The 23,626-nt window shown below is 33.3% G+C and carries 19 protein-coding genes; 18 read left to right on the top strand and 1 reads right to left on the bottom strand.

All coding sequences use genetic code 11. From position 1 onward, the window contains the following. Positions 1 to 84: 84 nt before the first annotated feature. The 8 genes from Q0822_RS07680 (at position 85) to Q0822_RS07715 (ending at position 15,130) form a co-directional block, all read left to right on the top strand. Positions 85 to 2,367, top strand: coding sequence for an NADP-dependent malic enzyme (locus Q0822_RS07680; protein ID WP_299122165.1), 2,283 nt, complete (start codon positions 85 to 87; stop codon positions 2,365 to 2,367). Positions 2,368 to 2,444: 77 nt separating this feature from the next. Further along, positions 2,445 to 3,026 (top strand): Holliday junction branch migration protein RuvA, encoded by a 582-nt coding sequence (gene ruvA, locus Q0822_RS07685; protein ID WP_299122166.1) that lies wholly within the window; start codon positions 2,445 to 2,447, stop codon positions 3,024 to 3,026. Further along, complete coding sequence (sprA, locus tag Q0822_RS07690; RefSeq protein ID WP_299122167.1) at positions 3,026 to 10,393, top strand: cell surface protein SprA; 7,368 nt, start codon at positions 3,026 to 3,028, stop codon at positions 10,391 to 10,393. The genes ruvA and sprA overlap by 1 nt, the downstream gene beginning before the upstream one ends. Positions 10,394 to 10,452: 59 nt before the next feature. After that, the gene (gcvH, locus tag Q0822_RS07695; RefSeq protein ID WP_299122168.1) at positions 10,453 to 10,833 is read left to right on the top strand and encodes a glycine cleavage system protein GcvH; all 381 of its coding nucleotides are present in this window, start codon (positions 10,453 to 10,455) and stop codon (positions 10,831 to 10,833) included. After that, positions 10,826 to 11,188: a VanZ family protein gene (locus Q0822_RS07700; protein WP_299122169.1), complete on the top strand. Its 363-nt coding sequence runs from the start codon at positions 10,826 to 10,828 to the stop codon at positions 11,186 to 11,188. The genes gcvH and Q0822_RS07700 overlap by 8 nt, the downstream gene beginning before the upstream one ends. 65 nt (positions 11,189 to 11,253) lie before the next feature. Continuing rightward, positions 11,254 to 11,982 carry an energy transducer TonB gene (locus tag Q0822_RS07705; RefSeq protein WP_299122171.1) on the top strand — a complete coding sequence of 243 codons (729 nt, stop codon included), beginning with the start codon at positions 11,254 to 11,256 and terminating at the stop codon, positions 11,980 to 11,982. A 116-nt stretch (positions 11,983 to 12,098) separates the two neighbouring features. Continuing rightward, entirely contained in the window at positions 12,099 to 12,899 is an 801-nt protein-coding gene (locus Q0822_RS07710; RefSeq protein WP_299122172.1) for an energy transducer TonB, read from the top strand. Between the two features lie 125 nt (positions 12,900 to 13,024). After that, positions 13,025 to 15,130: a gliding motility protein RemB gene (locus Q0822_RS07715; RefSeq protein ID WP_299122174.1), complete on the top strand. Its 2,106-nt coding sequence runs from the start codon at positions 13,025 to 13,027 to the stop codon at positions 15,128 to 15,130. Here Q0822_RS07715 and Q0822_RS07720 read toward each other — a convergent pair. Further along, entirely contained in the window at positions 15,127 to 16,017 is an 891-nt protein-coding gene (locus Q0822_RS07720) for an MBL fold metallo-hydrolase (RefSeq protein WP_299122176.1), read from the bottom strand. The two genes, Q0822_RS07715 and Q0822_RS07720, sit on opposite strands and share 4 nt — an antisense overlap. A gap of 148 nt (positions 16,018 to 16,165) precedes the next feature. Between Q0822_RS07720 and cyoE the strand changes: the two genes are divergently transcribed. The 10 genes from cyoE to Q0822_RS07770 all read left to right on the top strand — a co-directional run bounded on the left by cyoE (position 16,166) and on the right by Q0822_RS07770 (position 23,625). Further along, positions 16,166 to 17,059, top strand: coding sequence for a heme o synthase (gene cyoE, locus Q0822_RS07725; RefSeq protein WP_299122178.1), 894 nt, complete (start codon positions 16,166 to 16,168; stop codon positions 17,057 to 17,059). Further along, the gene (locus Q0822_RS07730) at positions 17,060 to 17,650 is read left to right on the top strand and encodes a cytochrome c oxidase subunit 3 (RefSeq protein WP_299122180.1); all 591 of its coding nucleotides are present in this window, start codon (positions 17,060 to 17,062) and stop codon (positions 17,648 to 17,650) included. A 135-nt stretch (positions 17,651 to 17,785) separates the two neighbouring features. Next, complete coding sequence (locus Q0822_RS07735; RefSeq protein WP_299122200.1) at positions 17,786 to 18,787, top strand: cytochrome c oxidase subunit 3; 1,002 nt, start codon at positions 17,786 to 17,788, stop codon at positions 18,785 to 18,787. A gap of 19 nt (positions 18,788 to 18,806) precedes the next feature. Further along, entirely contained in the window at positions 18,807 to 19,253 is a 447-nt protein-coding gene (locus Q0822_RS07740) for a cytochrome C oxidase subunit IV family protein (RefSeq protein ID WP_299122202.1), read from the top strand. 68 nt (positions 19,254 to 19,321) lie between these two features. After that, positions 19,322 to 20,020 (top strand): hypothetical protein, encoded by a 699-nt coding sequence (locus Q0822_RS07745; RefSeq protein ID WP_299122204.1) that lies wholly within the window; start codon positions 19,322 to 19,324, stop codon positions 20,018 to 20,020. Positions 20,021 to 20,023: 3 nt separating this feature from the next. Next, complete coding sequence (locus Q0822_RS07750) at positions 20,024 to 20,791, top strand: SCO family protein (RefSeq protein WP_299122206.1); 768 nt, start codon at positions 20,024 to 20,026, stop codon at positions 20,789 to 20,791. Between the two features lie 2 nt (positions 20,792 to 20,793). Beyond that, positions 20,794 to 21,339 (top strand): DUF420 domain-containing protein, encoded by a 546-nt coding sequence (locus Q0822_RS07755; protein ID WP_299122208.1) that lies wholly within the window; start codon positions 20,794 to 20,796, stop codon positions 21,337 to 21,339. Position 21,340: 1 nt separating this feature from the next. Continuing rightward, positions 21,341 to 21,574: a hypothetical protein gene (locus Q0822_RS07760; protein WP_299122210.1), complete on the top strand. Its 234-nt coding sequence runs from the start codon at positions 21,341 to 21,343 to the stop codon at positions 21,572 to 21,574. A 112-nt stretch (positions 21,575 to 21,686) separates the two neighbouring features. After that, entirely contained in the window at positions 21,687 to 22,388 is a 702-nt protein-coding gene (locus tag Q0822_RS07765) for an ABC transporter ATP-binding protein (protein WP_299122213.1), read from the top strand. Beyond that, complete coding sequence (locus Q0822_RS07770; protein ID WP_299122215.1) at positions 22,381 to 23,625, top strand: ABC transporter permease; 1,245 nt, start codon at positions 22,381 to 22,383, stop codon at positions 23,623 to 23,625. Before Q0822_RS07765 ends, Q0822_RS07770 begins: the two co-directional genes overlap by 8 nt. Position 23,626: the final 1 nt, after the last annotated feature.

Here is a 23,626-nt window from a genome sequence, read left to right on the forward strand (position 1 = left end):
GCTAATTAACGCATAATTTTTAAAACTATTGAATTTTCAGACCAACTTTCATTGCGTATCTTTGCGTCTTAATCCATTCAGATTATGAGCAAACAAAGTAAACGTATCGAGGCTTTAGTATATCATGCAAAGCCAACTCCAGGAAAGATAAAAGTAGTACCTACAAAGAAATACGCGTCTCAACGTGATTTATCTTTAGCGTATTCACCAGGTGTTGCCGAGCCTTGCTTAGAGATCGAAAAAGATGTCGAAAATGTTTATAAGTATACTGCAAAAGGAAATCTTGTTGCTGTAATTTCTAACGGAACTGCGGTTTTAGGATTAGGAAATATTGGTCCTGAAGCATCAAAACCAGTTATGGAAGGAAAAGGGTTACTCTTTAAAATATTTGCTGATATTGATGTGTTTGATATTGAAGTTGATACCGAAGATATTGAGGAATTTATTGCAACTGTAAAAAATATTGCTCCAACATTTGGAGGTATAAATCTTGAAGATATAAAAGCTCCTGAAGCTTTCGAAATAGAACGTCGTCTTAAGGAAGAATTAGATATTCCTGTAATGCACGATGACCAGCATGGAACGGCCATCATTTCGGCAGCAGCATTATTGAATGCATTAGAATTGGCTGAAAAAAATATTAGTGAAGTTAAGATTGTAGTCAGTGGAGCTGGTGCCGCCGCAATTTCTTGCACAAGATTATATCAAGCATTTGGGGCAAAACGCGAAAATATTGTAATGCTAGATAGTAAAGGCGTAATTAGAAATGATAGAGACAACTTAACGCCTGAAAAAGCAGAGTTTTCAACACATCGAAAAATTGATACGCTTGTTGATGCCATGGATAATGCAGATGTGTTTATTGGTTTGTCACAACCAAATATTGTAACTACTGAGATGCTCAAATCTATGGCTGTAAATCCTATCGTTTTTGCAATGGCGAATCCAGTCCCAGAAATTGACTATCAACTAGCAATAGATACTAGAGATGACATTATTATGGCAACAGGACGTAGCGATCATCCTAACCAAGTGAATAATGTACTTGGTTTTCCTTTCATTTTTAGAGGGGCTTTAGATGTTAGAGCGACTAAAATTAATGAAGCTATGAAAATGGCCGCAGTAAAGGCCCTATCTAAATTAGCAAAAGAACCTGTGCCAGAACAGGTTAATCTGGCTTATAATGAAAAACGACTAACGTTTAGTAGAGATTATATAATTCCAAAACCTTTTGATCCTAGACTAATTGCTGAGGTACCACCTGCAGTGGCAAAAGCTGCTATGGAAAGTGGTGTGGCAAAGGAACCGATTGAAGATTGGGATCGCTATAAAAACACACTCTTAGAACGCTTAGGTTCGGATAATAAATTAGTGAGACAATTAATTGGTAGAGCACGTACAAACCCTAAACGTGTGGTATTTGCTGAAGCAGATCAATTAGATGTATTGAAAGCAGCTCAAATTGCATACGAAGAGGGTGTTGCTTTTCCTATTTTATTGGGTCGAAGAGATACTATTATCGCTTTAATGAAAGAGATTGAGTTTGACGCAGATGTGCCTATTATTGACCCAAAATCTGACGAAGAATTAGAACGTAAAAATCGTTACGCAAAAGCTTATTGGGAAAAACGAAAAAGACAAGGTGTTACTATTTATTCGGCTGAAAAGAAAATGAGAGAGCGTAATTATTATGCAGCAATGATGGTAAATGAAGGAGATGCAGATACAGTCCTTACTGGTTATTCTCGTAGTTACCCTTCTGTGGTTAAACCGATGTTAGAGTTAATTGGAATGGCGCCTGGTATATCTAGAGTAGCAACAACTAATGTTATGATGACACAACGAGGACCAATGTTTTTGAGCGATACATCTATAAATATAGATCCTACAGCTAAAGATTTAGCGAGAATAGCACGTATGACCTCTAGAGTTACAAAAATGTTTGGAATTGAGCCTGTAACGGCAATGATTTCTTATTCTAATTTTGGGTCTTCGGATAATCCACGTGCCGAGAAAGTTAGAGAAGCTGTGGCATTACTACATAAAACATATCCAGATATGATTGTAGATGGTGAGTTACAAACAGATTTTGCCTTAAACTCTAAAATGCTTCAGGATATTTTTCCGTTCTCAAAATTAGCAGGAAGGAAGGTTAATACGCTTATTTTTCCAAGTTTAGATGCTGCCAATATTACCTATAAGCTTCTAAAGGAATTGAATAATTCAGAATCTATTGGACCAATTATGATGGGAATGGCTAAACCAGTTCACATATTACAATTAGGCGCAAGCGTAGATGAAATTGTAAATATGACAGCAATTTCTGTTATAGATGCTCAAGAGCGAGAAAAAAGACAGCAGAAATAGTTACTTTCTTAGTGTTTATCTTGTCCTTGTAATGTAAATAATTTTATTACATTTGGTTTTTTAACCCTTGGTAGTAAATGATTACACATATAGAAGGCAAACTTGTTGAAAAAAATCCGACTGATGTTGTAATAGATTGCAATGGTGTAGGGTATTTTATTAATATATCTCTTCATACTTTTTCTCAGATTCCAGATAAAGAACACTTAAGATTATATACTTATCTTCAAGTTAGAGAAGATTCCCATAGTTTATATGGGTTTTCATCTAAGGTTGAACGCGAAATATTCAAATTACTTATTTCTGTAAGTGGCATAGGTGCTAATACAGCACGTACAATGCTATCCTCATTAACACCAGAACAAGTTAAAGAAGGTATTGCTAGTGAAGACGTAGCACTAATTCAAAGTGTAAAAGGGATTGGACTAAAAACAGCACAGCGTGTTATTATTGATTTAAAGGATAAAGTGTTAAAAGTTTATGGCATGGACGAACTTTCTTTAATACCAAACAATACTCATAAAGATGAGGCGTTATCTGCTTTAGATGTTTTAGGATTTAACAAAAAACAATCAGAAAAAGTTGTTGAAAGAATTCTAAAAATCCAACCAGACGCCTTAGTAGAGCAAATTATTAAAGAAGCTCTAAAAAACTTATAATGCAATTGAATATAACTAACGATACTCAACGCTACACATTTAGTTTCTCATGCATATTAGCTTTTTTGATGCTAATAAGTTCTCTTACTTATGCCCAAGAAACTGAGCAAGAGCAAGACTCTACAAAAACTACATTTGCATTGGGGAAGTTAAAAATGCCAAACCCAAATAGTATTGTTTCAAAATATACATACGATCCTATTTTAGATCGCTATATCTACACAGAAAAAATAGGAAACTTTAATATTAATTATCCATTAATACTAACACCCGAAGAATTTCAGAAATTGGTGTTACAAGAAAAATTGAAGGAATATTATAAAAGAATGGCTGATGCCGCCGCTGGTCAAAAAGATGGATCGGAAGAAGATCAGAAAAATTTGTTGCCAGAGTTCTATGTCGATTCTGGTTTGTTTGAAACTATTTTTGGAGGAAACACGATTAACGTAGTACCACAAGGTTCGGTTGATGTCGATTTAGGAATACTTTATTCTAAACAAGATAATCCATCGTTTTCACCTCGCAATCGATCTAATTTTACATTCGATTTTGACCAAAGAATAAGTTTGAGTTTATTGGGTAAAGTTGGTACCAGACTTCAGGTTACGGCACAATATGATACGGAAGCCTCATTCGATTTTCAACAACTCGTAAAATTAGAATACACACCAACCGAAGACGATATTATTCGTAAAATTGAAGTTGGTAATGTCAATATGCCACTAAATAGTTCCTTAATTACAGGAGCGCAAAGCCTCTTCGGTGTTAAAACCGAATTACAGTTTGGTAAGACCAGAGTTACAGCAGTGTTTTCAGAACAACAATCACAATCAAAGTCAGTTGTGGCTCAAGGTGGCGGAACTTTAGAAGAGTTTGAGTTTTTTGCCAGAGATTATGATGAAAATCGACACTTTTATTTAGCCCAATACTTTAGAGATAACTACGATAAAGCCTTATTACAGTATCCTTTTATTGATAATCAAGGTTTGCAAATTACAAGAGTTGAGGTTTGGGTGACCAATAGAAATAATCAGACTGATAATGTTAGAAACATTATTGCATTTCAAGATTTAGGAGAATCTGAAATTGAAAATATTGGACTTAATCCAATACCTGCTGGATTTGTAAATAATCCTGGGGCATTACCAAATAATGAAAATAACGACTTTGATCCAACTAATATTGGTGGTGCAGGTTCTTTATTGACTAATGCTGTTAGAGATATTACAATAGTTGAAACTGGAATAAACGTTCCTGTAAACGAAGGATTTGATTATGGCAAATTAGAAGCTGCAAGAAAGCTGAGAGAAGGTCAGGAATATATTTTAAACACTGAATTAGGTTATATTTCATTAAATCAGCGTTTGCTTAATGACGAAGTATTAGCGGTTGCGTTTCAATATACTGTTGGTGGTCAGGTGTATCAAGTTGGTGAATTTGCTAATGATGGTGTAGATGCAACAACAGTTGATGATAACGCTGGGAATGAGGTGATTAATAATCAAAGTTTGGTCTTAAAAATGTTGAAAAGTGCAGTGACCTCTGTAGAACAACCAATTTGGGATTTAATGATGAAAAACATTTATGACACAGGTGCTTTTCAGTTAAGTCAAGAAGATTTTAGACTAAACATTTTTTATACTGAAGCGTCACCAGTTAACTACATAAGACCTGTGGAAGGAACATCCTTTCCACCTTTTGAGAATAACACACCTACCAATACTGCTGATGATACCGAAATAAATGAAACACCATTAATTCGATTATTTCATTTAGATAGACTTAATTTTAATAACGATCCACAAGAAGGAGGTGATGGTTTCTTTGATTATGTGTCAAATCCAATGATAACCGTTATTCCACAAAACGGTAAAATTATATTTACCAAAGCAGAGCCTTTTGGTCGCTACTTATTTGATGTATTAGATGATGATGGTAACCCAAATAATAATGACACAGACTATGAGCAAGATACTTACACTAATGCCAATCAAGAAAAGTATGTTTATGATTTACTATATAAATCAACTAAAACACAGGCTTTAGACGAGGCAGAAAAGAACAAATTTCAAATAAAAGGACGTTTTAAAAGTAGTGGAGGTGGTGGAGGAATTCCACTTGGTGCTTTTAACGTGCCAAGAGGTTCAGTAAGAGTAACTGCTGGCGGGAGACAACTTGTAGAAGGTATTGATTACACGGTAGACTATAATTTAGGGCGTGTTGAGATTTTAGATGAAGCTTTAAAAGCATCAAATACTCCAATTAACGTATCGGTAGAAAATAATGCAGTTTTCGGGCAACAAACGAGACGTTTTACAGGTATAAATATAGAGCATCAATTCAATGATAATTTTGTATTGGGTGCTACGCTATTAAATCTTAATGAGCGACCAATAACTCAAAAAGCAAATTTTAATTCTGAGCCTATAAATAATACTATTTTTGGGTTTAATGGAAACTATTCTACGGAAGTTCCTTTTTTAACACGATTAGCAAATAAATTGCCAAATGTAGATACTGATGTGCCTTCTAATCTTTCGGTTAGAGGTGAATTTGCTTACTTGTTACCAGGAGCACCAAATGGTGCTGATTTTAATGGCGAAGCAACAGCTTACATTGATGATTTTGAGGGTACTCAAGGTGCGATAGATTTACTGAGTCCATTATCATGGACTTTATCGAGTCGACCAAAAGAGCTAGGTGAAAACTATGAAGTTGAAGGTTTTGACAATGAAGATAAACCAGGAATTCAGAATGGCTTTGATAGAGCAGCATTGAATTGGTACACTATCGATCCGATTTTTTATAGTAACCAACGTCCTAATGGTATTACTGATGATGATGTATCTGATTTGTATACCAGACGGGTTTTTATTGAAGAAATATTTCCACAAGTTGATATCGTACAGGGACAAACCTCAGTTATAAATACACTAGATTTAGCTTATTATCCTTCAGAAAGAGGACCTTATAATTTTCAGGAAGAAGCCGCTGATGATGTATTGGATAATCCTAGTGATAGTTGGGCAGGTATCACAAGACAAATCACATCAACAGACTTTGAACAAGCCAATGTTGAGTACATTGAATTTTGGGTACAGGATCCTTTTTTAGATAATCCAACGAGCCAAGGTGGTAAATTATTTTTGAATCTTGGTAATATATCTGAAGACGTTTTAAAAGATGGTAAGAAGCAATACGAAAATGGTTTGCCAGAAGATGGTGATATCTCTACACTAAATCCATCAATTTTTGGATCGGTTGTGCCGCAAAATCAATCCTTAATATACACGTTTGGAACGACTGGAGCGGAACGTGCAAATCAAGATGTTGGTTTTGATGGTTATGATGATAGCGAAGAAACACCTACCATCGCAGATGATGCTCAATTGACAGCGTTGTATGCTAATTTTTCTGGTTTAGAAGATCCTTCTAAAGATAATTACACCTATTACCTAAATACTAGTGGTAATATTTTTGAACGCTATAAGAAATATAATGGCCAAGAAGGTAATACACCAGATGTCTTTACAGATACTAATAGAGGTTCTACTACCTTGCCAGATGTTGAGGATATCAATAGAGATAACACAATGAATACCATTGATAGTTATTTTGAATATGAAGTTGATATGGTTCCTTCTAGTCTTAATATTAATAACCCTCAAATTAATGATATTAAAGTCAGAAACGTCACCTTGCCAAATGGTGATCAGAGAGAAGTGACCTGGTATCAATTTAGATTACCTATTAATGAACCAACGAACGCTATTGGTGGTATTACTGATATTAGATCTGTGCGTTTTGCACGTTTATATTTAAGAGAGTTTACTCAAAATACAGTACTTCGTTTTGCCTCTTTAGATTTAGTACGTAGCGATTGGAGACGTTATACTTTAGATTTAGATAATGATCCTACAAATAATAGTGTTAATGATGAATTTAGTGTTGGTATTATAGGTGTACAAGAAAATGATGGTGATTATGTAATTCCACCAGGTGTAAGACGAGAAGAATTGAATAACAATAATACAATTCAGAGACAAAATGAACAGTCTTTAGTGTTACAGGTTTGTGAGTTAGAGCCGACCGACTCAAAAGGTGTATTTAAAAATATTAATGTAGATATGCGTCAGTATAAAAACTTACGGATGTTTTTACATGCTGAAGCACAAGAAGGTCAAACCCTTGTGGAAGGTGAACTTATCGCCTTTATAAGAATGGGTAATGATTTTACAGAAAATTATTATCAAGTTGAAGTACCATTATTACCATCAGATTTTGCAGATGGCAGTATTGAAGAACGTATATGGCCAGATGTCAATGAGATTAATCTTCCACTAGAAATTCTTCAACAGATAAAATCAAAAGGAATTTTTGATCAAACTTTAGCGAATGAAGATCCAACATTTTATGATGTTGTAGATGGTCAACTTAATGAAAATTCGGTTCCTGAGTTTTCTACTTTACCAATTGGTCAACAACGTGTAGCCATAAAAGGAAATCCAAATTTTGGAGATATAAGGGTTTTAATGGTTGGTCTCAAAAATTCTGGAATTACAGGTGCTAATTCTTGTGGAGAAGTTTGGTTCAACGAATTACGAATGTCTGATTTAGAAAATGAAGGTGGTTGGGCTGCTGTAATGAGTATGGATACTAATATTGCTGATTTTGCTAATGTCAGTGCCACAGGAAGACGAAGTACTATAGGTTTTGGTGGGATAGAACAAGGACCTAATGAGCGAAGCAGAGAGGATGTAAAACAATACGATGTAGTAACCAATCTACAACTAGGACAATTGTTACCGAAAAAATGGGGAGTTCAGATTCCTTTTAACTACTCGCAAAGTGAAGAAATTATTACGCCAGAATACGATGAGTATTATCAAGATATTGAGTTACAAACTCAGCTCGATAATGCTACAGACCAAGATTCTATTCTTAAGGTAAATGAAAACTATACTAAAAGAAAGAGTATCAATTTTATAGGAGTTAGAAAACAAAGAACAGGTGATGCCAAACCACGTTTCTATGATGTTGAGAACTTAACTTTCAATTATTCTTATAACAAAGTTGAGCATCGCGATTTTGAAATTGAAAATGCACTGGACCAAAATATTAGAGCAGGTGTAAATTACAATTATGCATTTGAACCTCTGAGAGTAGAGCCTTTTAAAAAGAATGATTCTTTATTTACAGGCAATTATTGGAAGATTTTGAAAGACTTCAATTTTAACTTGTTACCATCGAGTTTCTCAGTAAACACAGATATTAACAGGCAATTCAGTAAGCAAAAATTTAGAGAGGTAGAACTAGGAGGAGATAATATTGGTATTGAAGAATTATTCAGGAGAAATTACACCTTCGATTTTCAATATGCTATCAATTATAACTTAACTGATGCGCTGAGTTTAAACTTTACAGCAGCCAACACAAACATAGTACGTAATTATTTTATTGATGATCGTATAAACGGAAGACAAGATCCAGAACTCAATGTTTGGGATGGTTTCTTCGATTTTGGAGATCCTAATTTTCAGACACAACAACTTCAGGTTAATTATGAGTTGCCTTTATATAAAATACCAGCTTTAAGTTTCTTAAGAACAACATATGCTTATAACGGAGCTTTTCAGTGGCAAAAGGGTTCTGATTTAAATGCTGGATTAGAGGTAGAAGATCCAGATATGCCTGGTACTTTCAATACTTTTGACTTAGGACATTCCATCCAAAATTCTAACACGCACAATATTAATTCTACCCTTAATATGGAGACCTTATACAAAACTCTAGGGTTAGTAAGAAAAGGAAATCAAAGACGTGGCAGAAATAGAAATACAACGGTAAAAAGTCGTTCAGCTGCTCCTAAAGCGGCATTAGAAAATAAGAATGAACAAGCTAAAGATCCGAATAAGTTAAGTACAGGAAAAAAAGCCTACAATACATTAATTGATATTGTAACTATGGTAAAGCGTATTCAATTTGGTTATACTGAGAATAATGGTACATTCTTACCAGGTTATTTACCAACACCAGGTTTCATTGGCACGTTAAGACCGACTTTTGGTTACACTTTTGGGTCTCAACGAGATATTAGAGGTTTAGCGGCAAGAAATGGATGGTTGACTGATTTCCAAAATTTCAATCAACAATATACAGAAGTAAAAAATACGACTTTAGACTACTCGGTGAACATTGAACCTATGCGAGATCTAAAGATTGATCTTCAAGGTAATAGAAGTTATGCAGAAAGCTTTACTGAAAATTTTAGGGTAGAAGACTTTTTAGATGCAAATGGAAATATTGTTGATGTAGCAAATGGTGAATTAGGAGACGGAATAAATGATTATAGATCTTTAACACCAAATACCTTTGGTAATTTTAATATATCAACAGCCCTAATTAAAACTGCATTTAGTAAAAGTGATGAAAATCAATCTGCAGCTTTTGATGACTTTAGAGCCAATAGGTTAATAATAGCAAACCGCTTAGCAAAAGAGTTTTATGGAACAAATACTTTTGCAACAGATACAGAAGGTTATCCATTAGGTTTTGGAAAGAATAGTCAACGTGTATTATTACCAGCATTTTTATCTGCTTATCATGGTTCTAATCCCGATAAGGTGAGTACTGGTGCGTTTAGAGATATTCCTATTCCTAATTGGCAATTAAAATATACAGGCTTAATGAAAATACCATGGTTTAAGAAAACATTTAGACGTTTTTCTATTCAACATGGTTACAGGTCTAGATATACTATTAATCAATTCAGAACCAATTTAGATTTTACGGCAGGAAATAATGGTGAGCTATATATCGATCAACCAGACGAAGCGATAGAAGGTCAATCAGGTAATTTTAAAAATGAAACTCTATATAGCAATATTAATCTAGAAGAACAGTTTAGTCCATTAATTCGTTTAGACTTTGAAATGAAAAACTCAGTAAAAGTCTTAGCAGAAGTTAAAACAGATAGAACATTATCACTAAGTTTTGATAATAATTTAATGACCGAAATTCAAGGCAAAGAATATACTTTAGGTTTAGGTTATCGTATCAAGGATTTAAGGATTCGTTCTAAGCTCGCAGGTGCAAAACAAGTTGTTGTAAGTGATTTAGACATGCGAGCAGATATTTCTGTAAGAGATAACAAAACCATAATTAGATATTTAGATTTAGAGAATAATCAAATTACAGCAGGTCAGACAATTTGGGGATTAAAATATACTGCACAATATGCATTTAGTAAGAACTTGTCTGCGATCTTCTATTTTGATTATAATTTCTCTGATTTTGCGATTTCTACTTCATTCCCACAAACCTCTGTAAGATCTGGAATAACCTTAAGATATAATTTCGGAAATTAATTTTGAATGAAAGCAATTAAAAAATTACATTTGCTACAATAATATTTACAACATTAAAGATGAATATACCATCAGAATTAAAGTACACTAAAGACCACGAATGGATTAAAATTGAAGATGATATCGCTACAGTAGGTATTACAGATTTTGCACAAGGAGAACTTGGTGATATTGTATATGTAGAAGTAGAGACTTTAGATGAAACTTTAGATATCGAAGAGGTTTTTGGGACAGTTGAGGCTGTAAAAACGGTTTCAGATTTGTTTTTACCATTATCTGGAGAAATTATAGAATTTAATGAAAGTTTAGAAGACGAACCAGAAAAGGTAAACTCTGATCCTTATGGTGACGGCTGGATGATTAAAATAAAATTCTCTGATGCTTCACAAATAGACAGTTTATTATCTGCAGAAGATTACAAAGCAGTTATAAGTGGTTAAAAAGCTTTTTTTAATAGGTGCATTAGTTTACACCATTTGGTTAACTATTGTTAGCCTTGTTGATTTAAAAAAAGTACCAAGTTTAGGATCATCTTTTGATGACAAAATATATCATTTCATTGCTTATTTTATTTTAGCCTATTTATGGGTGACCTATTTTAAAACAAGTCCTAAAAAGTATATTATTTTAATTGTGTTTGGCTGTACTATCGCCTTTGGTATCATACTCGAGTTAATACAACATCAACTTAATCCAAATAGAACTTACGATAATTACGATCTAATGGCCAACTGTTTTGGAGTAATTATTGGCACATTAATTGCGAGTATATTAAACATAATTAAGTTAAAATAACTCTAAGTTTTGCTATATTCACTATTATTTAGTTAAATTAGCGACACTATTTTAAAGACAATACTATGGAACCTAAAAAGAACGTAAAATCTGATGTAAGTCGAAACAGTTCACTGTTTTTCGCAGTCGGTCTAGCATTAATGTTGGGAATAACCTACATGGCTATTAACTATAAGACATATGACAAGAGTGATATTGTTGCAGATTCACTTAATTTAGATGATGAATTAGAAGAAGAAGTGCCTATTACAGAACAAATCGTTACTCCACCACCTCCACCTCCACCTCCACCAGCTGCACCAGAAGTTATTGAAGTAGTTGAAGATGAAGAAGAAGTTGAAGAAACGGTCATAGAATCTACAGAGACTGAAATGGAAACTGAAATTGTAGAAGTTGAGGAAGTAGAAGTAGAAGAAGTTGAAGAAGACATCGAGGTACCATTCTCAGTAATTGAAAATGTTGCGGTTTTTCCAGGTTGTGAAAAGAAAAAGGGAAATGCAGCCAAGAAAGCTTGTATGAACGAGAAAGTAAATAAGTTCATCGGTAAAAAGTTTAATACTGAACTAGCTAGTGATTTAGGATTACCTTCAGGTAAACAAAGAATTTTTGTTCAGTTTAAGGTTGACAAATCTGGGAACATTACTAACATTCTTGCTCGTGGACCACATCCAGGATTAGAAAAAGAAGCAAAAAGAGTTATTGGTCAATTACCTAAGATGAAACCAGGAAGACAAAGAGGTAAGGCAGTTGTGATGCCATTCTCTATTCCTATTGTATTTTCTGTACAAGACTAAGAGGCAGATATATTTTAAAATATAAAAATCCCGTTCAAAATTAATTGGACGGGATTTTCTTTTTGGTATGCTTATTGTGACTTTCTCATAATATTAACATTTAAATAATACGTATTATGAAAAATTTTAAAAAAGACTTCGGTATTGCTGGTCAGAGCACTACTAAAGCAAAGAAATCACAAAAGCATGATGCAAATTTACAAAAAAACTCAACCCTGTATTTCCAAATAGGGTTGATTCTTTGTTTATTAGGCACATATGCACTTTTTGAAATGCAATTTCAAGAAAAGAAACTTATTATTGATTCTGTTGGATCTGATGAAGTTGCAACTATCGATGTAGTTGAAAAGTTTAGAGTAGAACCAGAAGTAATCGAAAAAAAACAAAAAGAAGTTAAACAAACAATTTTGATAGATAAGGTAATAGAAAAGCCAGATGATTATCTTGAGAAAGATCCTATTGATTTAATTGTATCAGATCCAACTCCTTTGTCGAGCGAACCAGTAGCAGATCCAAATGATATTGTTGATGCAGCGCCAATCGAAAGTCCTATTACTATGCCTTTTGATAGAATTGAACAAGCGCCTGTTTATCCTGGATGTGAGCGCCATAAAACGAACGACAAACGTAAAAAATGTATGTCTGAGAAAATCACTAAGCTTATTAATAAAAAGTTTAATACCGATATCGGTTCTGAGTACGGTATGTCAGGAAGACAGAGAATTAATACACAATTTACTATTGACAAAAATGGGGATATTATAGATGTCAAAATTAGAGGTCCACATTTTGCTTTAGAAAATGAAGCAAAACGTGTTATTAATAAAATCCCAAAAATGAAGCCAGGAATTCAAGGAAAAAAATCAGTAGGAGTAATTTATACACTTCCTATTGTCTTCGACGTTAGAGATTATTAAAAACTAAACTTCATAAAATTTTAAAAACCGTTATTATACCAATAGCGGTTTTTTTAATGTCTTATTTGAGTTCGGGGTTTCTAAAAAATAAGTATCTTTCACTCGTTAAAAATCCATTTTCTTCTATGAAGCGTATTTTGCTTTCTGCTATTCTCTCAATGTCGCTATTAGGTTTTACTCAAACATCTTTAACATATGAGAAACCACCAGTATTTAGTGAGTGCGAATCTGAAGCCATTGACCAATTAAAAGCATGTTTTAATTATACATTGAAAAGTTATATTTACGACAACTTTAATGTACCAAATATTGTTTCTGAAGAATCTTATAATGGTGATATTCAGATTTTATTTGAAGTTGATAACAAAGGTGAATTTAAAGTTATCTATGCTGATGCTATTTATGATGAATTAAAAGAAGAGGCAAGGCGTGTTTTCGACTTATTACCAAAGGTAGAACCAGCAAGCTATAATGGTAAGCCAACCTTTGTTCAATACAGTATAGTTATTGCAATACCGTTAACTAAACCTGTTAGAGAATTAGAAAAAACTGATGAGGTAAAGTTATCTCACAAAGACAGTCTTAATGCGACATTGTCAAATGAGTTCGATGCAATAGCAGATCAACTAAAACCTTATGAAAAACTAGAATACACTAGTCAATTAAATATTCCATTTACACATTCTTATTATGCGCGTTTTGATGACGAAATGAATGCCATCGGAACAAATAGCCATACAGCTGCTAAGCCATTTGTGTATAGTGATGTTAACAGATATTACGATATAGAATCTGAAAAGGAAAGTTTAGCTAAGGATACAGATACTTGGTTTGGTAGAAAATTATTCAATGAGCATTTAGTAGAAGTACAAGGTAAAGACTATTGGTTTACCGTAGATCCTATATTAGATTTACAAGTGGGAAGAGATGGTGAAGCAGATTTTAGTTCTACTTGGAATAATACCAGAGGTATTTTTGTACAAGGAGGTTTAGGAGATAAGTTTAACTTTTCTGCCTCGGTTTATGAAAGTCAAGGTCGCTTTGCAGAATATTTTAATCAATATGCTGAAAGCATTAGGGCTTCAGGACCAGATCCTGCACTAATTCCAGGTCGTGGTATTGCTAAAAGATTCAAGGATAACTCTTATGATTATCCTGTTGCAGAAGCGTATTTATCATACACACCTTCAAAGTTTTTTAATATTCAGTTTGGTCATGGTAAAAACTTTATAGGTGATGGTTATCGTTCTTTATTACAGAGCGATGTTGCAAGCCCTTATCCATTTTTAAAAACTAACATTAAATTTTGGAAAATAAAATATACAAGTACATGGATGTCTTTAAGAGATGTTAGAGGAGAAGTCATCGAAGACAAAACTTTCAGAACAAAATACATGGCTAACCACTACCTAAGTTGGAATGTTTCAAAACGTTTAAATATCGGTTTATTTGAATCTGTAATGTGGCAAAACTCAAATGACAGAGGTTTTGATCTTAACTATTTAAATCCAATAATATTTTTTAGAGCTATCGAGTTTCAGACCGGTCAAGGTAATGGAAATGCAATTTTAGGATTATCATCAAAATATAAATTGAATAATAAGTTCAATTTATACGGACAATTTTTAGTAGATGAGTTTTCCATTAGTGATATTACGGGTGGCGAAAAAAGCTGGAAAAATAAACTAGGCTTCCAGATAGGAACTAAATATTTTAATGCTTTTGAAGTAGACAATTTATTACTACAAGCAGAATACAATCAAGTGCGTCCTTATACCTATGCACACAATACTATTGTATTGAATTATGCACATAACAATCAACCAATGGCACATCTTTGGGGAGCAAATTTCAGAGAATTAGTATTAATTGGTCGTTATAATTATAAGCGTTGGTTTGCAGATGCAAAGTTTATAATTGGGCAACGCGGTTTTGATTTTAATACTGATGAGGACAGTTTTAATTATGGTGGTGATATATATGGCGACGAGGATTTCAGAGTTGGTGATACTAATATTAAGATCGGTCAAGGAAATAAAACCAATAGTTTTATGACTGAGCTACAAGCAGGTTACTTGCTAAACCCAACGACAAATTTAAAAGTGTTTACTAATATTATTTTTAGAGATTTTAATCCTGAAGCTATAACAGCTTCAACAATGGATTCTAATACGCTTTGGTTTAGTATTGGTGTAAGAACTGATTTATTTAATTGGTATAATGATTTTTAGGATTTAGGTTCCTTTAGACTCTTATAAAAAGTCAATCGTATACGTTCGCTATTTATAAAACCAGTACCATAATCTAAATCGTCATAAGTTTTTGTAAGACTAGTATCTGCTTTTACATCGTCTTCCGTTTTTCCTTCATCTATGGCTTTTTGAATCTTAGTTCTCAATGTTTCCAGCATTTCTAAGAAGCTTTTATATTCCTCTTTATTAGATACTTTACCATGACCAGGAATAATTTTGGTATCATCATCAATAACCATCAAGCCACGTTTTGCTGCTTCAATATAACCATTTACACTTCCTCCAGAATTTAAATCAATATATGGATAACGTCCATTAAAATAAGTATCACCAGTATGAAGCACGTTACTTTGTGTAAAATACAATAAAGTATCACCATCAGTATGTGCATTTGCGACATGGAAAACGGCAATACTTTCATCATTTATGGTAATATTAAGTTTATCGTTAAATGTTATTACAGGGAGAGCTTCTTTAGGTTTAAAGCTGCCATCTCGTTGCTCACCTTCTAAGCGTTTCTTAACATTATCGTGCGCAATAATTGTGGCTCCAGCTTTAGCCATATTTTCATTACCACCAGAATGGTCACCATGATAATGTGTGTTTACTAAGAATTTTAGGGGTTTGTCACTTAGTGTTTTTATAGCAGCAAGAATCTTTTCAGATAAAGGAGCAAACTGATCGTCAATTAGAAAAACGCCATCATCACCAACAGAAACACCAATATTTCCACCAGCACCTTCTAGCATATAGGTATGGTCTGAAAGTTGAGTTGTTTTTATTTCAACGTTGTCAAAACGTCCTTGAGCATAGATTGAAGTTGAGATGAATAATAGAAAAACTGAAAGGTGTTTGATGATTTTCATGAATAAGTTTTTAGTACATTTTGTTTTATAAAAATAAGCAAACTTAGAGTAATGTATAAGGTGAAATTAAAACTAAAGGCTTACGTTGTTTAAAACCAATTTTAGAAGTATCTTTGCACTCGCTAAGAATAGAACAAAAAAGTACAGTTTGAGTAGTACAAAATCTTCGGTATCAACAGCTTCTGTAATTACAGATTTTAAGGAAATTACTAAAATGGGATTATCCATTAGTGTAGTGTTTTCTGCTATTGCAGGATATCTTCTTGGTGCTGAGAATATCAACTTTACGACACTTACATTATTGGCTTTTGGTGGTTACTTTATGGTAGGTGCTTCTAATGCGTACAATCAAATTATTGAGCGCGACTTAGATGCGTTAATGGATCGTACTAAAAACAGGCCAATACCAGCTGGGCGGATGACCGTTAATACAGCGTTTATAATCGCAACTGCTTTTACGATTTTAGGCTTAATAACGCTGTATATTATCAATCCTAAAACAGCAATGTGGGGAGCGATATCCATATTTTTATATACAAGTGTTTACACACCTTTAAAAACAAAGACATCTTTAGCGGTTTTTGTTGGCGCTTTGCCTGGCGCAATCCCTTTTATGTTAGGTTGGGTGGCTGCGCGTAATGATTTTGGTATAGAGCCAGGTACCTTATTTGCCATTCAGTTTTTCTGGCAATTTCCTCATTTTTGGGCTATAGGCTGGTTTTTGTATGAAGATTATAAAAAAGGAGGTTTCTTTATGCTGCCTACTGGTAAGCCAGATAAAGGAACTGCAGTACAAATAATAATGTATAGCGTTTGGACTGTTATTGCATCTATTATTCCAGTATTTGGATTTACGGGTGATCTAAAATTATCTATTGTAGGCGCTGTAATTGTATTTATACTAGGAATGATAATGCTGGTGTATGCTTTTAAGTTGTTTCAATTACGAACAGCTAAAGCCGCAAAACAGTTAATGCTATCGAGCGTATTTTATATTACCATGTTGCAGATTATATATGTTGCAGATAAATTTTTAAGATAAATGGATTTAACACAAGGAACACCGGAAGAGAAAAAAGCCAGATCCAAAAAGATGATGCTCTGGTTTGGCATTGGTTCATTAATTATGTCGTTTGCTGCATGGTCTAGTGCATTTATAGTAAGTAAAAAACAACGTATCAATAAAGATTGGTTAATCGATTTTGAATTGCCTAGTGCCTTTATTATTAGTGTTGTACTTATCTTAATTAGTAGTCTAACATTTATTTTGGCCAAACGCGCATTAAAGCAAAATAAATTAAAGATGGTAACTGTTTGGTTACTCATAACGTTAGTTCTTGGTATAGCTTTTATTTTTAGTCAATTTGAAGGTTTTAATCAAATTATTAATATGGGACACTTCTTTACTGGGGAAAGTAGTAATATCACTGTATCTTATATATATTTAATCGCGGCAGTACACATTGCACATGTTGTAGTCGGTCTAATATGTCTTTTAGTAGTAATTTATAACCATTTTAAACAAAAGTATGGTCCAGATAATATGCTAGGATTAGAGTTGGCTGCAAGTTTCTGGCATTTTGTTGATATACTGTGGGTTTACCTGTTTTTATTCTTATATTTTTTTAAATAATTTATTACATTTTTTTAATGTCTTAAATCGTTTCTAAGTACACGTCACCACTTAGATTCAAAATTTAGACTTTGATGTTTCTTTAGATAAATAAAATGATTATTTTTGTCCAATCTTAAAATTTAAATAAATTCTATGGATTCTACAGTAGCAAATACTGGTACAGAAGGTAAAACTTGGGGAGGTGGAAACCGACCTTTAAAGGTGAGTTATGGAAAGATGATGATGTGGTTCTTCATTGTATCAGATGCATTAACTTTTTCAGGCTTCTTGGCTGCTTATGGCTTTTCAAGATTTAAGTTCATAAAAGAATGGCCTATCGCGGATGAGGTATTTACTCACGTTCCATTTTTACATGGTCAAGAACTACCAATGATCTATGTGGCATTCATGACTTTTATTCTTATAATGTCCTCTGTAACTATGGTGCTAGCTGTAGATGCCGGTCATCATATGAACAAGGCTAAAGTAACCTTGTACATGTTCTTAACCATTATTGGTGGAGCTATTTTCGTAGGCTCTCAAGCTTGGGAATGGGCCACCTTTATTCAAGGTGATTATGGAGCAGTACAAACTAAAGGTGGAAATATTCTTCAATTTGGTGAGTATGTTACTGAAGATGGTGAAGAAAAGTTTAAACGTATTTCAATAGACGAATTTGCTGTATCAATACCAGATGCACGAGTAGAGCATGAACGTAAAAATGGATTATGGTTTAGAGAAGAAGCTTCATTGCCACCATATACAGTTAACGAAATTTACACTGGATTAGCTGCGAATGATAATATTAGGGTAAGAACTCAAATTATAAATGACGAAGGGGAAAAAACAGTTTTATCTAGAGCAGAATCTCTCAAACAAATAAAAGATAATGGAAAGTTAGTTGTTAAGGGAGCTAATCTTCAAGTCAATGAGTATGGTACATCTTTATTCGCAGATTTCTTTTTCTTTATTACAGGATTTCACGGATTCCACGTATTCTCTGGAGTTGTGATTAACATTATAATTTTCTTCAATGTTATACTCGGTACTTACGAAAGAAGAGGAAGTTATGAAATGGTTGAAAAAGTGGGATTATACTGGCACTTTGTCGATTTAGTTTGGGTATTTGTATTTACATTCTTCTACCTAGTTTAAAAGAAATTAAGATTCAATTATGGCACACGAACATAAATTAGAAATATTTAGAGGCTTAGTTAAATTTAAGTCCAATACGAGTAAGATTTGGGGAGTTTTAGTTTTCCTAACTATAGTAACTTTAATAGAAGTTGTATTAGGTATCTATAAGCCAGATATGCTTATGCATACTTGGATAGATCCTTTTGAAGGTGGATTTTTAGCAACTTTAGGTAATATTTTATTATCACCTTTTATTTACATGAAGCCTTTAAACTTCATCTTCATTGTATTAACCCTGGTAAAAGCCTACTACATTACGTGGGACTTCATGCACATGCGTGACGAGACTAAAGCCTTAAGACGCATGGTAGTTTGGACAGGAGTTTTCTTAATCTGTTATTTAATATTTATCTTGTTACAAGAAGGCGGTTATGTATATGAAGTTTACTTTACTGAAGATCCATTAATTAAAAGAGATTTTTAAACTCAGAATTATAAGTTAAATGATATCAAAAGGTGGTTTTTTTAAACCACCTTTTTTATTTTTGCATTATGGTAGTAAGCAACAGAAAACGTAACGTAATACTAAGTATTTTATTCTTTTTACCTGTAGCATTTATTATTACGATGCTACTTTCAAAAGACAATTATAATCCACTCGATGTGGTTAAAAAAAATATTGTAGAGTTACCAGAAAATAAAGACAGCATTCAATTAAAAGATCATATCACAATATTATCTTTTTTAGGCAAAAAACCTAGTCAAAATTCTATTGCTGCTCTAAACTTAAAAGAGCTCATTTATGATACTAACAAAGGTTTCAAAACCTTTCAAGTTGTAGTTTTACTTCCTTATGAGGCGAAAGTTGAAGCCCAAAAATTACTGCAGGAAATTAGGTCATACGAAGATTTAAGATTCTGGCATATGGTATATACTGATGATGCAACAGTTAAAAGAGTGTTCAACAGTTTAAAATCAGATGCTAAACTAGATAAAAATCTTGCATGTAACTCAGTATATATTATTGACAAAGACATGAATCAAAGAGGGAGGTTGGATGACAGAACAAAAAAAGAAATAGAGGATAAAAATACGGTTTATGGACTCTATGATTACGACTGTATTAAAGTTGCAGAATTAAAAAATAAAATGGCTGCGGAAGATATGCGCGTTTTGTTTAAAGAGTATAGAGATAAGCGTAAAGGTGATTTTGAGGATTCTAATAAAAGACGTGTAAAAGATTTAAAATAGACGATGAATAAAAAACCAAACTATTCGTATGTGGGTATTGCATTAATTATCCTAGTTTTTGGAATCATTTTTATTCCCAAAATTATTGATAGATTGAGTAAGGGAGACATTATAAGAGATGAAAGTAGAAGCGAAGATGTATCTACTGCTGTCAAAGAAGATGATAAAAAATCTTATAAAAGTGATCTGGTTTACATTCCTAATGCAGATGGAGGTAGAAAGAAGGTGCCTAATTTTAGTTTCACGAATCAATTGGGACAAACGATTACTGATAAAGATTATCTCGGTAAAGTCTATGTCATTGAATTCTTTTTTACAACATGTCCAACAATTTGTCCTAGGATGAATAGAAACCTTGTTGAAATTCAAAATGAGTTTAAAGATTTTGAAAATTTTGGAGTTGCATCATTTACGATAACACCAGATATTGATACGCCAGAAGTATTAAAGGCATATGCTGAGAAATATGGGATTACAAATCCGAATTGGAATTTAATGACTGGAAATGAAGAAGAGATATATAAGTTAGCTAATGAAGGCTTTTATTTATATACTGCAAAAAATGACGAAATTATAGATGGGTTTGAGCATTCAGGTAATTTTGCTTTAATAGATAAAGAAGGTTTTATTCGTTCAAGATTAAAATCGCCAGACAATCCTTTGATTTATTACAACGGTATTATTTCTGAGGCAGAAGGCGAAGATGATGAAGGAATTCCTCAGGAAATCACCATTTTAAAAGAAGATATTGCTAAATTATTAAAAGAGTAGTTATGAATTCTCATCAGCTAGACAATGAAAAAAAATACAACAAATGGATTGTTGTTTTAGCAGTTATAATTCCATTAGTTGTTGCTATTCTATCTAGAGTGAAGCTACAAGATTTTGGCATAGAAGTAGAGCCTTTAAACTTTTTGCCACCAATCTATGCTACTATTAACGGATTGACAGCTTTAGTATTAATAACAGCAGTCATAGCGATTAGAAACAAAAATAGAAAGCTACATGAACGATTAATGAAGTTTGCCATAATGCTATCTGTTACATTTCTAGTCATGTATGTTGCCTATCATATGACAAGTGATTCAACCAAATTTGGTGGCGAAGGATTTATTAAATACATCTACTTTTTTATTTTAGCAACACATATTTTACTGTCCATTGTAATTATTCCATTTGTGTTGATTACTTACGTAAGAGCCATCACCAATAATATAGAACGACATAAGAAAATTGCGAAGATTACATTTCCATTGTGGTTATATGTAGCTGTAACAGGTGTTGTGGTCTATTTAATGATTTCACCTTATTATGTTTAATATGAAGCGTAAGATTGTTTTGCTTTTCTTCACTACCCTCTTTTTTGTAAGAAGTAATGCGCAATGTGCTATGTGTAGAGCTGTTTTAGAAAGTGGAGAGGATCAATCTGCAGCAGAAGGAATCAATGATGGGATTATGTTCCTAATGGCTGTTCCTTATATTTTGGTAGCAACAATTGCCTTTTTTATCTACAGAAAATACAGAAATTCAAATAAGACTGAAAATACAAGTTAAAAACTGTAACATTTTAGTGATTTAAGAGTCTTAGTCATGTAGGTATTAACAATTTGTTGGCATAAAAAACTTACAAATTTCCTTAAAATTGCACTAGCTAACCAGTCGTATTATGATTCGAATAAAAGATTTGCATAAATCTTACCACATGGGGAGCAATTCGCTTCATGTACTCAAGGGTATTGATTTTGATGTAAAAGAAGGTGAATTGGTATCCATAATGGGTTCCTCAGGTTCAGGGAAGTCCACATTACTAAATATTTTAGGTATGTTAGACGAAGCTGATGAAGGTCAATATATACTCGATAATGTTCCCATTAAAAATCTTAATGAAAAAATAGCTGCAAAATATAGAAACGAATTTCTTGGATTCGTTTTTCAATCCTTTAATCTTATTAATTATAAAAGTGCATTAGATAATGTATCAATGCCGCTGTACTATAAAGGCATCAAACGAAAAGAACGTACGGAAAGAGCAATGCATTATCTAGAAAAAGTTGGCTTAGCAGAATGGTCTCATCATTTGCCGAGTGAATTATCTGGTGGTCAAAAACAGCGTGTAGCAATTGCAAGAGCTTTAGCTAGTGAGCCTAAAGTTTTATTAGCTGATGAGCCAACAGGCGCATTAGATACTAAAACTTCATATGAAGTTATGGAGCTCATACAAGGTATTAACGATGAAGGTAAAACGATTCTGGTTGTAACACACGAGCATGATATTGCACAAATGACTAAGCGCATCGTTAATCTTAAAGATGGTGTCATCATTGACGACAGTAAAGTAGAACAAGTAAGAGCATCAGCAAATGTTTGATATAGAACGTTGGCAAGAAATATTTGAAACCCTTAGAAAAAATAAGTTAAGAACGCTCTTAACAGGGCTTTCAGTGGCTTCAGGTATCTTCATTTTAGTAGTTCTACTCGGATTTAGTAAAGGTATAGAAAATGGTGTTAAGTCAGAGTTCGAACAAGATGCAACTAATAGAGTTTCTGTGTGGACCGGAGTTACAACCAAAGGTTATAAAGGCTTAAATCCTGGAAGATATATTCAGCTAAAAAATTCTAGCTTTGATGCTATTGAAAATGAATACGATGATTATTTAGAGTACCGATCAAAGGACTATATGATTTGGGGAGGTACAGTAACTTACAACAACGAAACAGGAAATTATCGTGTTCGAGGCACATTGCCAGACAATCAATTTATTGAAAATGCAGATATTGGTTCTGGTCGTTTTATTAGTCAATCAGATATAGAAAACAATAAGAAGGTTGCCGTTATTGGTAATAAAATGAAAACTGACCTTTTTAAAGGTGAAGATCCCATTAACAAAAACGTTCAAATCTATGGAATGAATTTCAAAGTGGTAGGTGTTTATTTTGATCCTGGTGGAGACAGAGAAGAAAGCCAGGTTTATATTCCCGTGACAACCGCTCAGCAAGTATTTAATGCAGGAGAAAACATTCGCAACATGGCATTTACGGTTAAAATGGCAGATAATTTTGACGAAGCCGTTGCTATGTCTAACGCTATTGCATTGGGTATTGAGCAAAAAATAAAAGAAATTCATACGGTTGCACCAGATGATGTAAGTGCTGTTAGAGTTAATAATACACTTGAAGAAGCACAGAAAATCTATTCATTAGTAGCGACAATTCAAGCTGTATTTTGGTTTGTAGGTATTGGTACTATCATTGCTGGTATAGTTGGTGTTGGTAATATTATGCTCATTATAGTAAAAGAGCGGACAAAAGAAATTGGTATAAGAAAAGCCTTAGGCGCATTACCAATGTCAATTGTTGGAATGATTTTACAAGAAGCTGTTTTTGTAACTATGTTTGCAGGCTTATTCGGGTTAATCCTTGGACTAGGACTATTAGAACTTGTTGGGCCACAAATAGAAAGTGATTTCATCAAATACCCACAAGTCAACTTCAATATTGCTCTAATTACAGTGTTCTTGTTGGTGTTTGCTGGTGCTTTGGCAGGATTTATTCCTGCATACAGAGCCGCTAAAATTAAACCAATTGTAGCACTTAGAGACGAATAGT

Source organism: uncultured Winogradskyella sp., assembly GCF_947496485.1.
Classification (GTDB): Bacteria; Bacteroidota; Bacteroidia; order Flavobacteriales; family Flavobacteriaceae; genus Winogradskyella.